This is a genomic window from Alcanivorax limicola (genome assembly GCF_019931215.1).
Taxonomy (GTDB): domain Bacteria; phylum Pseudomonadota; class Gammaproteobacteria; order Pseudomonadales; family Alcanivoracaceae; genus Isoalcanivorax; species Isoalcanivorax limicola.
In genome coordinates, this window is sequence record NZ_JAIOUB010000004.1 from 352920 (window position 1) to 365011 (window position 12092).

The following is a 12092-nucleotide window of genomic DNA, read 5'->3' on the forward strand; positions in this document are numbered from 1 at the left end:
CAACCCTGCCACCAATCGACGATGCGCAGGTATTGATTGAGCTGTTCTGACTCTTACTCTTCGGGGACATGACGCAGCGGGCATCTGGCAGCTATCATGCCATGCGGGTGTGGAAAGACAGGCTCTCTCACCCGCCAGAGCAGACTACCGACGGTGCGTAATTATAGTCCATTTGCCATGGAAATGTTATCCGATGCCTCACGCCCAACGCTTTCTCCTGTATGCCGAACAGAACTACGCCTATGCGATTCTGCGCCCACTGCAGGCCGCCATCCGCGCGCGCGGCGGCGAAGCACGCTGGTTCCTGGCGGGCACCGAGATTGAGACCAGCTGGCTGCGCGCCGATGAGCGACGACTGACCAGTATCGATGCGGTCCGCGCCTGGCGACCGGACGCGGTGCTGGTCCCCGGCAATATGGTGCCGAGCTTCATCCCCGGCCTTAAAGTGGCTGTATTTCATGGCTTCAACGTCTCCAAGGTGACGCGCAACGAAAACCGTGGGCATTTCAATATCCGCAGTTGCTTTGATCTGTACTGCACCCAAGGCCCGAATACGACCCACGGGTTTGAAACTCTGGCGGAAAAACATGGCTATTTCAGCGTCACCGAGACAGGCTGGCCCGCACTGGATCCGCTTTTTCGATCCGATGCCGCCGCCTCACAGGACATGCCATTGCCCGCGGATGACGGGCGCCCTACCGTGCTGCTGTGTTCCACCTTCACCCGCAGCCTGAGCTGTGCCCCGCACCTGCTCGATACTGTGCGCGCCCTGCGTGACACAGAGCGCTGGCACTGGCTGGTGCAATTTCATCCAAAAATGGACCCCGCCATTGTCAATGCCTACAAGGCACTAACGGATGCCAACCTGACCTATGTCGAGACCGACAACGTACTGCCACTGCTACGCCGTGCCGATGTCATGGTCTGTGACACGTCATCGGTTATGCTGATGTTCATTGCCCAGCGAAAACCGGTAGTAACGTTCCGCAACCAGAGTCAGGGCGCGCGCGCTCACCTGCTGGACATCACCGAACCTGACCAGCTGGCCGGCGCGATCGAGACAGCGCTGGCCAGCCCGCCTGCGCTCATGCAGGCCATTGATGCGTATATCGATGAACTGCATCCATACCGTGACGGCAATTCCAGCCAACGCGTACTGACTGCTGTGGACCACGCTCTTGCGCGGAATGATCTTCGCCCAAAGCCTGCCAACCTGATCCGCAACCTGAAAGAAAGAAAGAAACTCGGTTACTGGAAACCATAGCGTGGCCAGACCTGACCGGCGCCCCACCTCACTTGCAAAGATTCATATTCCGCAGGTGTTCCGCAAAAAATAACGTCATCTCCGTCAATCAGATGATATCGAATATCCTTACCGTCACGAATCAGTCGGTTATACAGTGGTGCGATATAGTATTCGTTCCGAACCGTATCACCGTCAGACAAGGCTTCTCGAAACACTGCGTCAAAATCGCCTTTCCTGCGAAAATAATAGAGCCCATCACTGCACAGGTCAGAGATGCGCTCTTTCTCGGTCGTCCTGATCACACGCGCCTCCTTACCAGGAAGCACGAAGGACCAATGCTCACCCTCCCCGCAGAACACCTCCAGGTAGCCATCACAGACGCTCTCCATGCAAGGCTTGGAAAACCCCGGCCTGAAAGTGTCGATATTGAAGATGTACAGTGATTCGTCTTCCGATACGTCGCGCAACCCCAGATACACCGTCTCTGCCTGGCCACGGGTATCCTGATCAAACTCGTGAACCTCGACATGCCGCACATTCAGCCGGCCCAGAACCTCTCGCACGAAGTCTGCTGCCCCATAGTCACTACGCACGAGGAATCGGAAACGCTCCTCGTGGAAATAGGCCGAAAAAGACCTGATCGCGTGCTCGAACACAGAAATGCCACCGAGATTCAACTGGTACTTGGGCCGGGTATAGCCCTCCTTGAAAAAACGGCTACTCAACCCGACCATGGGTATTACAATCATTCCTCTGCCTCCATCTCCAGGTAAAGCCTTAGCGCATTGGCGACAAACGCCATCTGGCGCTGAGGCTTGTCGGCGTGCAGTGGCAGCATCGACAAAAAGAGCAATATCATATGCGGATAGATATCCTTTATCGCTACGCGATCTCCAAGAAACTTTCTCGCAGAGAAAGCACTCTGAACCTCTTCCACTCTTCTCTCCACATGGATACCAAGATGAAGCTCATACATGCCACTCTGCTCAAGCTGAATCGCATCCGCGACAATAAAGTCATATAACCCGAGCACAGAATGCGACAACTTGGCCAAGTCGTAACGCAAGTCACCGTATATTGTCATCTCGCCATCCACGTTGGCACCGCGCGGATCAATGACCTTGATATCACCCGCACGCCCATCAAAAAGAATATTGCTGAAGCACAGGTCACCATGCAGCATCCCGGGGGCCGGCTTCCCGCGCTGCACCCGATCAATGCATTCAGCGGCAATAGCCCTCAAAGACGGAGTAGCTTCGCCGGCGTATACCATAGAATGGTCAATATCGAAATCTCGCTGCGCCGAGAAATCCGCAAGGCGCTTCCAGGTCTTTTCTCCGAAAAGCCGATCTGTATCACTTTGAATCACTTCCATACCCGCCGGATCGACCGCCGCGGCGCAGGCATCAAGAAACTGATCAATCCGGGAGAATATGTTATCCCAGAAGAACGGCGGATTCCTTCCGTGTACATAAAGTTCGTTGAGCGGTGGAAGGTACAGGTACTCCAGTGAATAGAATGGTCGGCCGTCGCTCTCACCACACTCCAGAAGCTGCGGACAATATCGTCTGATGGACGGCGGCACATTGTTATACCAGTAGATCTCGGACCGGATCTTGCGTTCATCACTGCCCGACTTGCGCACCTCGCCGCAGTCAATATGAAGCTCATTGAACGAACGTTCTGTAGTCATCCTGGCCCTGGACGCATAGTAGGTATTGACGTGGCCGAGATCGAGCCATTGCCCTACAGCGATTCTCTCGAGGGGACGTTCCGAGCCATATGCATGCACCGCACGCCCGAAATCACAGCGAGAAAGTGTCAATGTCCTGGCCAGAAGTCGCACATCTGAGAATGAGAAAAACCCGCTCCAGACCGTTTCACTCTTACCCCCAATGGACTCGACTTCCCAGTTGTAATCATTCTGTGTTGCTGACACTGCAATGACATCCTTGCCACCCGGAATATCGTAGATCAACGTGTCGCCGTGAAGTATCCGAAGCTGGTCATCGTAGCGACCGACGCTATTTATGACATACAGCACCGCTTCCGCCAGGCTGACATTGTCAGGCACACGAACGATGTCAGCAGATGCACAGGAGAACCGTTCTGCGTCCGCCTCGGACAGTGGAAAGCTTTCCGGCAGCGAAACATGTATGGATTCCTCCGGGAAAGCAGCATTCAACTCTCCCAGTTGATGCTCGTAAAGACGTCGATTCCCGATCGGCAGCATGCACGGCGGTATTGCGCCAAACTCGGACCTGAACTCATGACCAATATAGGCGGCAGATGTGACGACAATCATCTTTCTTTCTCCAGAAGCGTCACTATTTCGTCGTAGCTCATGCTGACAAACTCGGACGGCCTGATCGCCTTGTCATCCACATAAAAACCATCATGCCCACACCAGGGCTTCCCCACATGGATTTCGTCATAAGGCACATCATGGCGATCCAGCCATGTGACCAGCCCGGGGAGTGTATTGGCGTTTATCTTTCCAATGTTTCCGTCATAAGTTCTCATGTTACGGCTGGTGTGAAGCACGATCTGGAACCCCATGAATCGGTATTCATGGAGCTCCCGAACAACCGCGTCTCGTGGAACCGAGATATCATACTTTCCGCCTTCTGTGCGGCATATCGTGTCATCAACATCCACTACCAGCCGTTTCATGGGACTCCTTGATCTCGCTTCATTCCTTACAATTCTGCGACCATCGCCCTGCAAGTAAATTCCCCTCTAATGGAGATTTCCTGCATCGCCCTTGTACCGGCCATGTCTATGCCGGATTTCCCAGCGCGCCTTCCGGAACAGCAAACGCAGCCTGGTCCTTATCCCCGTCTTGATGAAAGAAAAGAACCGAATGATGGATCTACGCGCCGCATACACCCTGTCAAAGTCGAAGCCATCATGATGACTCGCAAACAGATGCTCCCATCGCTTGAAGGTATAGTATTTGTAATTTTTCTTGTGCCGGAGACGCTCCGGCACATAGAGAGAAAGCATGTCTGGATCCGCAACGATAAAGTTGTCCACCAACACCGCATCCGACACTTTCTGATTGGTCATGCCCACGTTCTCGCCCTGATCATATTTGTGGGCAATCTCATCACATAAGCCTGCCCTTGATGCCAATCGCGAATAGATTATCTGTTCCACACAGCGTTGCGGCCACGGATACCGGAGATGCTGCCTCGTTCCGGACAGCGCGGGATCCCATCCATAGTCATCAAAGGGCGGAAGATCCCATAGATGAGCCAGGTCATCCGCCAGACCGAAGTGAATAAAGTCACAAAAGAAGAAGGGCACCTTCAAACCGCGCAAGTACTCCGATGCCCAATAGTTGGTAATAAGTACTCGCTGATTCAGAATGGCGTACTTGTCATGACGCACCTCGGGCCTCAGGTACTTTTGGTAAACCTGAACCAGGCTGGAGGAATTCAATATATTGTCGCTCCTCAACTTTACCGCATAACGCGTATTTACCCTGGCAAGTCCATTTCGCACCGAAACCGCCTGCCTGTCCAGATTACGGATAATTGGCTCGTCATACCGATCGAATGCGCATACCGTCGGCCCGGGGTCATCAGAAAGCACATTAACGTCCGCCCCGAGGCCCTCCACGGGCTGGCCACGCCAGGTGGAGCATATGATCGGCGACCCCGGGAAATACTCGCGAATACTTGCGATGCTTCTTGCCGTTATCCCGTCATCCTGCGGCCTGTCCGGCATACTCTGCACCGGCCCATGCACCACAAAGGATATCTCTGCGTTACTGATTGATACCTGTTCAGTTTCTCGCATGACGACCCATCGCTCTCCTGTAGGCGAGCTTCCTCCTGCCCAGCGAGAAAGATGCATTCAGGCGCTTCAGCCAAACGCCATACAGGCGCACAAGCATTCTCATGAGCCTCTCGGAGAAACTGTCTTGCACCTCGTACTCCGGGTCGCAGTATCTCTGATACAAAGCCTGCCATTCCGCATAGGTATAAAAGCCTGACCGGCCTGTTCGTTTGGCGGTACGCACGCCATGAAGGAATTTTCTCCCGAGATAGAGGCCGATTCTCTCTGGCTCAGCAACAATGAAATTATTGGCCAGGATCAGCTCCGATTGGCGCAACCGCTTCTCGTCACCATCAAGCAGGTGTGCCAGGGAGGCCGGAACATGTTTGTTCACAAAACGCAGAAAGAGATCTTGCGTGGCGTCGCGTGGATACTCCGGGGCGCCAGGATAGTATGGTTGCCCGGCAGCCAGAAATGATCCATCAGCGTCAAGATCATCGAAAAGCGGCAGATCCCACAGGTTCAGCACGTCTTCTGCAAGGCCAAACGCAAAAAAATCGCTCGCATGAAACAGAACGCGACGCCCTTTGGCAAATTTCCGGGTAAAGGTATTAGCAAGTACGACGCGCTCGCGCAGCCAGCACATGTCAGCACATCGCTTCGTGAACCGTTGCTGAAGGTCAATGAAGCCGCTTCCCAGCAGAGCATTATCGCTGCGAAGCTTCATCGCATAGGGCGTGGATACGCGCCGCAATCCCTGAACGGTAGAAACAATCTGCCGATTATGATTCAGCCTGCGAGCAGCGCCGTCTTTCCTGTAGGATACGATATTTCCGCCGGGATCAGGATTGAGGATCAGCTCATCGTAGTCGAGACCGCTGAGCTCCTGACCCTCCCAGGTAGAGAGAATGAGACATGCACGAGGAAGGTGGTGCCTGACGGACGCCAGACAACGCTGCGTTATACCATCTTCCTGAGGTCGGCCCCGGAATGTATGAACCGGCCCCTGCACCACAACTGTGACATCTCTACTGGAAATCATGCGCCTCCCTTCTGTCACCATACTCCACACCGGAACCGACAACCGGCGGCGCAGGGCCCGCGGCCGACGGATTCGGACGTTGACAGCATAGGAGGTATGAGCGGCTACAGCATCAGTGACGCACGAGAAATAGCAGTCTTTTACATACGGAATTCTGCCCGGACAGGCATGAAGTAAGCGCGAATACTATGCATCTTTGCGCTTACGCGACTTTTCTTCCTGACTCAGTATCCACAACCCCACGTGCTTGTTGAAATTTCCCTGCATGTAATTCATGGCCACGATAAAGCCGATTCGACCATCAAGAAAACCACCGCGTAGTACATATATGAGGAAGAACGTCCACAATGCCCTCAGACACACAAGCAACAAGCTGCGGTTGCGCTTCCCTTTTTCAAAGTATTTCTGGCTACCCAGCCAGGCGTACTTCGCATTCTTGGCCAAAGCATGGCCATAGTCTCTGGCGGTGTAGTGAAGGAGAAAGCCCGGCAGCCGCCCGACCTTTCCCGACGAATGTTTGATGGTTTCATGGACCGGAACCAGCGTAAAACTGGCACCCTCCCGCCGGAATAGACGCAGCGGTGCGCGAGCGCTACGACCATGCCTCAACCGCTTGCCATGACGAATCACCGCCCACTGGATACGAAAGGCCACTTCGCTGATAGTGTCCTGCGCCAGCAAAGACTCAAGGGCATCTTGCGCCTGTTCATCCAGGGCTTCATCGGCGTCGATGGACAACACCCAATCCATGCAGGCATGGTCGAGAGCGCGCTGTTTCTGCACACCGAAGCCAGGCCAGTCTGTCACCCAGACCTTATCGGTGTACTCTCGGGCAATCGCAACCGTTGCATCTTCACTACCGCTATCCACAACAATAATTTCGTCAGCCAGGCCCGCGACGGAGTCAAGGCAGGCCCTGACACGATCAGCCTCATTCAGCGTAATAATACAGACTGATAATGTGTGCTTTCGGCTGGATGCCTGAAGGGGGCGTTGGTCAGGAATCTGACTGGATGACATGCGGAAGCCTCAATAGACGCTAACAAAGGACATAGCAGCTCAACAAAATCCGGCAAGCTGCACAAGGGACCAAGCGTAACATGTCTTTAAATTAGCAAAAACCTGAGTGGGAGATACCTCATCAGGCAATCAATGCGGTATGTATCAGCCTGCTAACCAACTGGACACGCCCAGAAGACCAATCATCAGCACACCAAGGAGCAACAGGAAGAGCTTCAAGTGCCGGCTATGGCGCTCCACCGCTTCCCTGATATCTCGCTTCTTGCTCCGCATATCCGAAATAGCCCTTCGCAGCCATGTCGCGAATCGGAAACCCAAAGCATTCCTTTCTTCTTCAGGGAGGTAATGAATCGCTTCCGGGAGGGTATGCAGCAAATGAGCATACTCCATGCGCACATTATGTTTCCTGAAGAGCCTCGGGCGTGACAACCTGAAATCAATGAATGCGACACGCCCCCCGGATATCAGAAAGTTAATCGACTTGGGGTCGCCCCGTGTGTATCCCTTTCCATGCAGCGCCATCAACTCACTGGAGACGTCCTCAGCATCCTCCCTGGAAGCAGGCTCCCCCGGCAGATAGCGGTACATGATAAAGCTATCCACAACCACCCCGAAACGACGCCGCTCTGCGGCGAGCACAGCCTCGGGACAGAAAAAGCCAAGCTCTCGCAGTAGCTGATGGCTCTCAAAAACACGAAAGGACTCCCCATCCCGGAAGAAAGTAAGCACCCGCTCCCACAGCCGTCTATTTCGCTTGCGGGGCACCTTCACGATCAGCCCCTCCGGGGTTCCATCGCTGACCACGGCAACAAAATTATGTTGATTATTCTTTATTTCCTTGACGACCCTCAGAGAGCCGTTCAGGCAATCATCAACGAGTGCCTGCATCTCCCGCTCAGGCAGCTCACTCCTGATCCTGTAGTGACGGTAACGGGTTTCAGTAGACATACCTCCCCCCGTTCGATGTTGCAGCAGCACTTCCCAATGACATCACATCTCCGGCCTTAGGTATCGCTTCTCAGCTTCCTGGTTAATCTCTTATACAAAAATGCTTTTAAATGATGCCGCACAGCAAGAAAGTAAATCAGCTTTTCGCGCAACCCGCGCCGAGATGGATGACGGTCCACCCATACGAGCCCATCCAGAATATCGCGAAACGCCAGCTTTTCCGGATGAAAGCAATACTGAAGCCAGGGCTTCCTCTTACCCGTATAGTGAATTATTCCCGGTAATGCAGCCGCCGCCATGAGCTCATTCGTCCCATAACCGCTACCCTCGGGATATCTTCTTAATGTCTTGTAGATCCCGGCCTGCACATTCCACTTCGGATGCAAACGCAGCCAACGCCCCTGCAGCACAGCATTCAGACTGCATTGATCTACATAGCGTAGCCTGTGTGCGTTCTGGGCAGCATACTCCGCCACCTGCCAATGCACGCCTTCCGACCGCCACCGCCCCAAGTCCATCAACAGAACACCGGAGTTAAAGTACTCAGATCGCGGAATGCCTAACGTCTTGCAGGCCGATCGGGAGAGGTCCTCCACAGCTGCAAGGAGAAAGCCACGAAGATCAGTACTCCAAAGCGCCTCCAGATCTTGCTTGACCAAGACATCGCCATCCAGATAGATGGCTCTGCTGACACTTTTCGGCAAACACTCACCGAGCAAGATTCGCTGATAGACAGCATGTCCGAATCGGCCCGCAGGAAGTTTGTCAAAAAGCGAGGCCTTGTCTGCCTCATATATCTGTATCTGCGCACCGTGCGAGTGAATTTCCTTTTCTATCAGCAACCTGGTTTCTGCAGACACACCGCTGGATACAAGATGGAAGAAAAGGGCGCCCGGGCGCCGGGCACTGCGTATGGCGGAGAGCATGACCACAGTAGAGAACGCGGCATAATTTTCATCACAGCACAACGCCACATGAATAGCGCCATCACCAGGAGCCGCTTTCTCAATCATATCTCTCACAATATCTTCACCTCCATCTCCAGAAGACCAACACTGACATGCCAGAGCGGATCATGGGAAAAATTGCGCAACAGATGTTATCTAGTGCCCGTCAATCCTTCTGTATGGCTCAGGCAATTTGTCAAGTACACCGCGAATATCGCCTTCGGTCTGCGCAATTTTCCTTATGGCAGAATAGAAAAAAGCCCCTGATTTCTCTCTATTTACGGGATATAAAAGCGCTGCGGCAGTGAGTAAAATGGCAGCTTTGGCAAATCGCTCAATACACCGCAATGACAAACCAGCATAAGCGCGGAAAGCACCTTTCTGCTCCACCCTCATTCTCGCATTATGCGCATTGACCCGCATGGTTCTCTCATACTGCCATTTCAGGGTAACCCTTGATCTCGGCACTTCCTCCCTGACAATAGCAGCCTTTACAAACGCAGCAGTTCTACCGAAACGCAACGCCTCGGAAAAATAGGCCTTATCACTGCCCCCTGTATAGCGGAGCCTCTCATCAAAACGAAGCCCCAACCCATCTGGAGCAGCGATATCAGCGCGCATGAATGTGTTGTACGTATATACCTGATCCAGGCATGCGCCTGTTTCACTACAATGTTTGCCTTCCCTCATCATCCAGGACGGTGTTTCAGGCGGATATTCATACCGGACTGGCCCCATAAATATCTCTGCCCCGTATTCCCGCACAGCAGCGCAATAGGCCTCGACCCAGCCAGCTTCAGCCACTTCATCATCATCTATAAAAGCTATCCAGTCTGCCCCCATCTTCAATGCAGTATCGAGCGCTCGGTTGCGTGCAAATGGTATACCCCGCTCTGACTCCATCTCGTAATGAAGCCTTACGCCTGATTCATCCTGGAAATCATCGACTACAGATTGTGCGGAGCGGGATTGATCATTATCCACGACGATAATGACTGCACTGTAGCCTGCGGGAACCTTCTGCCCCACCAATGAAGCGAGGCAGCGCCTCAACATTTCAGGACGGCCCAGCGTACATACTGTGATGCATATCTTCTGCACCCTGTTCATAGTCACTCCCGGCGCAGATCGACCTCAAGATTGGGCCCACCCCCAAAGATTGGCTAGGCCAGCCACAAGCCGCCATCATAGCCGAACTTTTCTGCAAGAGGGCGAGTCCGCTCAAGGATCTTCTCTGCACAATCATCGGTCAAGCTGTCACGCCACTTTCCGTTATTCACTCTAATCTCGGCTCTGACCTGACCCTGCCGAATTTTCATATTTCCTTGCAAGGCACTCACATCGTACACCGTATTTCCAGCAGCCAGAACGCTTTCCGAACGTACGATTCCAATGAAATCAGAAACCTCAGAAAAAACCCTCATCGGATCAGAAGTCAGATTTTCATACCTTACAACTTTTACGCGCCTATCTGGCTGTATCTTCAGAAGCGCTTCATTATCATAGAGCCAGCGCTCTACGCTATATTCGATATCAGCAAACCGCTTGTAAAGCGACGCGATGTTATCCAAAGGGTTCCTCACCATTGCGACCACTTTGAAATTATCCGTCAGAGACGCCATTCTTTCGACAAGATGGATATGCTTTGGCGTTTTCTCGAGCACGACCTTCTTATTCAGATGCTCACAAAAGTAGAACCATTCATCGATGATTCGTGATGCAGCGGACAGAGAGTTTCTGTTAGGGAATAGCAGCCTGGTTTCACGCCCGATCGCCAGAACGTCCGGATGATTCCCCAGCCTCGCAGAGATTAGAGTGGTGCCGCTATGGCCACAGCCAACCACCAGCACGATAGGGGGAGATGAGTCGCCGTGGGGAATATTTCGCGACAGCAAGTCCTCGAGCTTTCTTGCCGCCACCTTCTTCATGAGCTGGGCATACTTGCCCAGCTTCATATGATGATCCACCTGATACTTTACTTTCATCTCAAAAAACCAGATCGCAACTCGGATTGCCATTCTGGAGACCAACAGCCATCCGTGCTCTTAATTGGGGGGAAGCCGTACTTTGCCGCCCCGGGATATCCCTCTCAGCCTGGGTGGTTTTTCTCATTAGCGAGCAGGCGCCGCATCAGACCAACGTCAGCCAGCCACCATACTTTTCAGCCTTACCTTGCACGACATCAAAGTAAAGCGCCTGTAGTTGCTCGGTAATCGGCCCACGCCGCCCTTCGCCGATCAGGCGGCCATCCAGCTCACGAATCGGCGTAACTTCCGCCGCCGTGCCAGTGAAGAACGCCTCATCAGCAACGTAGACCTCGTCGCGGGTAATGCGCTTCTCACGCACTTCGTAACCGCAGTCCGCCGCCAGGGTAAAGATGGTGCGACGGGTGATGCCGTCCAGGCAGGAGGTCAGCTCCGGCGTGTAGAGCACGCCATCGCGTACCAGGAAGATATTTTCGCCACTGCCTTCCGCCACGTAGCCTTCGTTATCCAGCAACAGCGCTTCATCGGCGCCACCGGACAGGGCTTCGTTCAGCGCCAGCATCGAGTTCATGTAGTTGCCATTGGCCTTGGCCTTGCACATGGTGATATTGACGTGGTGGCGCGTATAAGAGCTGGTACGCACCTTGATGCCCACTTCCAGCGCTTCCGGCGACATATAGGCCGGCCATTCCCAGCCCGCGACCATCAGGTGCACTTTCAGGTTGGCGGCGCGCAGGCCCATGCCTTCGCTGCCATAGAACGCCATGGGGCGCAGATAAGCGTGCGGCAAGCCATTGGCGCGCACGGCTTCGATCTGGGCAGCATTGACCTGCTCTTTCGTGAATGGCAGCTTCATCTGCAGAATGTGCGCCGAGCGGAACAGCCGATCAGTATGGTCCTGCAGACGGAAAATTGCCGGCCCCCGCGGGGTTTCGTAGGCGCGCACGCCTTCAAACACACCCATGCCGTAATGCAATGTATGAGTCAGTACATGGATCCGGGCATCACGCCAGGGAACCATCTCACCATCCAGCCAGATAAAGCCGTCACGATCTGCCATCGACATGGCGCACATACTCCCGAAAAATCAATGCTGTAGAACGCTGGCTCGCCTCAATGAG

12 protein-coding genes are annotated in these 12092 nt (G+C 53.7%); 1 reads left to right on the forward strand and 11 read right to left on the reverse strand.

Annotation, left to right across the window (positions count from 1 at the left end; genetic code table 11):
- Positions 1 to 193: 193 nt before the first annotated feature.
- Positions 194 to 1264, forward strand: a complete 1071-nt coding sequence (locus K8B33_RS14430) for a CDP-glycerol glycerophosphotransferase family protein (RefSeq protein WP_223427746.1) — start codon at positions 194 to 196, stop codon at positions 1262 to 1264.
- Here K8B33_RS14430 and K8B33_RS14435 read toward each other — a convergent pair.
- The 11 genes from K8B33_RS14435 to K8B33_RS14485 all read right to left on the reverse strand — a co-directional run bounded on the left by K8B33_RS14435 (position 1249) and on the right by K8B33_RS14485 (position 12037).
- Positions 1249 to 1995 (reverse strand): glycosyltransferase family 2 protein, encoded by a 747-nt coding sequence (locus tag K8B33_RS14435; RefSeq protein WP_223427748.1) that lies wholly within the window; start codon positions 1993 to 1995, stop codon positions 1249 to 1251. The two genes, K8B33_RS14430 and K8B33_RS14435, sit on opposite strands and share 16 nt — an antisense overlap.
- On the reverse strand, positions 1992 to 3551 hold the full coding sequence (locus K8B33_RS14440; protein ID WP_223427751.1) for an aminoglycoside phosphotransferase family protein: 1560 nt from the start codon (positions 3549 to 3551) through the stop codon (positions 1992 to 1994). The genes K8B33_RS14435 and K8B33_RS14440 overlap by 4 nt, the downstream gene beginning before the upstream one ends.
- Complete coding sequence (locus tag K8B33_RS14445) at positions 3548 to 3919, reverse strand: HAD family hydrolase (protein ID WP_223427753.1); 372 nt, start codon at positions 3917 to 3919, stop codon at positions 3548 to 3550. Before K8B33_RS14445 ends, K8B33_RS14440 begins: the two co-directional genes overlap by 4 nt.
- 66 nt (positions 3920 to 3985) lie before the next feature.
- A complete protein-coding gene (locus tag K8B33_RS14450) occupies positions 3986 to 5050 on the reverse strand; it encodes a WavE lipopolysaccharide synthesis family protein (RefSeq protein WP_223427756.1) in 1065 nt (354 codons plus the stop codon).
- On the reverse strand, positions 5037 to 6071 hold the full coding sequence (locus K8B33_RS14455) for a WavE lipopolysaccharide synthesis family protein (RefSeq protein ID WP_223427758.1): 1035 nt from the start codon (positions 6069 to 6071) through the stop codon (positions 5037 to 5039). The genes K8B33_RS14450 and K8B33_RS14455 overlap by 14 nt, the downstream gene beginning before the upstream one ends.
- A 186-nt stretch (positions 6072 to 6257) precedes the next feature.
- On the reverse strand, positions 6258 to 7091 hold the full coding sequence (locus K8B33_RS14460; RefSeq protein WP_223427761.1) for a glycosyltransferase family 2 protein: 834 nt from the start codon (positions 7089 to 7091) through the stop codon (positions 6258 to 6260).
- A gap of 144 nt (positions 7092 to 7235) precedes the next feature.
- Positions 7236 to 8039 carry a lipopolysaccharide core heptose(II) kinase RfaY gene (locus K8B33_RS14465; RefSeq protein ID WP_223427763.1) on the reverse strand — a complete coding sequence of 268 codons (804 nt, stop codon included), beginning with the start codon at positions 8037 to 8039 and terminating at the stop codon, positions 7236 to 7238.
- Positions 8040 to 8095: 56 nt separating this feature from the next.
- On the reverse strand, positions 8096 to 9052 hold the full coding sequence (locus K8B33_RS14470; protein ID WP_223428024.1) for a glycosyltransferase family 8 protein: 957 nt from the start codon (positions 9050 to 9052) through the stop codon (positions 8096 to 8098).
- 90 nt (positions 9053 to 9142) lie between these two features.
- On the reverse strand, positions 9143 to 10096 hold the full coding sequence (locus tag K8B33_RS14475) for a glycosyltransferase family 2 protein (RefSeq protein ID WP_223427764.1): 954 nt from the start codon (positions 10094 to 10096) through the stop codon (positions 9143 to 9145).
- A gap of 53 nt (positions 10097 to 10149) precedes the next feature.
- Entirely contained in the window at positions 10150 to 10971 is an 822-nt protein-coding gene (locus K8B33_RS14480; RefSeq protein ID WP_223427765.1) for a sulfotransferase family protein, read from the reverse strand.
- 145 nt (positions 10972 to 11116) lie between these two features.
- Positions 11117 to 12037 (reverse strand): branched-chain amino acid transaminase, encoded by a 921-nt coding sequence (locus K8B33_RS14485; RefSeq protein ID WP_223427766.1) that lies wholly within the window; start codon positions 12035 to 12037, stop codon positions 11117 to 11119.
- Positions 12038 to 12092: the final 55 nt, after the last annotated feature.

Excerpts from the sequence above, each read along its gene's own strand:
- K8B33_RS14430 (WP_223427746.1), top strand. The coding sequence starts at position 194 with ATGCCTCACGCCCAACGCTTTCTCCTGTATGCCGAACAGAACTACGCC.
- K8B33_RS14435 (WP_223427748.1), bottom strand. The coding sequence starts at position 1,995 with ATGATTGTAATACCCATGGTCGGGTTGAGTAGCCGTTTTTTCAAGGAG.
- K8B33_RS14440 (WP_223427751.1), bottom strand. The coding sequence starts at position 3,551 with ATGATTGTCGTCACATCTGCCGCCTATATTGGTCATGAGTTCAGGTCC.
- K8B33_RS14445 (WP_223427753.1), bottom strand. The coding sequence starts at position 3,919 with ATGAAACGGCTGGTAGTGGATGTTGATGACACGATATGCCGCACAGAA.
- K8B33_RS14450 (WP_223427756.1), bottom strand. The coding sequence starts at position 5,050 with ATGCGAGAAACTGAACAGGTATCAATCAGTAACGCAGAGATATCCTTT.
- K8B33_RS14455 (WP_223427758.1), bottom strand. The coding sequence starts at position 6,071 with ATGATTTCCAGTAGAGATGTCACAGTTGTGGTGCAGGGGCCGGTTCAT.
- K8B33_RS14460 (WP_223427761.1), bottom strand. The coding sequence starts at position 7,091 with ATGTCATCCAGTCAGATTCCTGACCAACGCCCCCTTCAGGCATCCAGC.
- K8B33_RS14465 (WP_223427763.1), bottom strand. The coding sequence starts at position 8,039 with ATGTCTACTGAAACCCGTTACCGTCACTACAGGATCAGGAGTGAGCTG.
- K8B33_RS14470 (WP_223428024.1), bottom strand. The coding sequence starts at position 9,052 with ATGATTGAGAAAGCGGCTCCTGGTGATGGCGCTATTCATGTGGCGTTG.
- K8B33_RS14475 (WP_223427764.1), bottom strand. The coding sequence starts at position 10,096 with ATGAACAGGGTGCAGAAGATATGCATCACAGTATGTACGCTGGGCCGT.
- K8B33_RS14480 (WP_223427765.1), bottom strand. The coding sequence starts at position 10,971 with ATGAAAGTAAAGTATCAGGTGGATCATCATATGAAGCTGGGCAAGTAT.
- K8B33_RS14485 (WP_223427766.1), bottom strand. The coding sequence starts at position 12,037 with ATGTCGATGGCAGATCGTGACGGCTTTATCTGGCTGGATGGTGAGATG.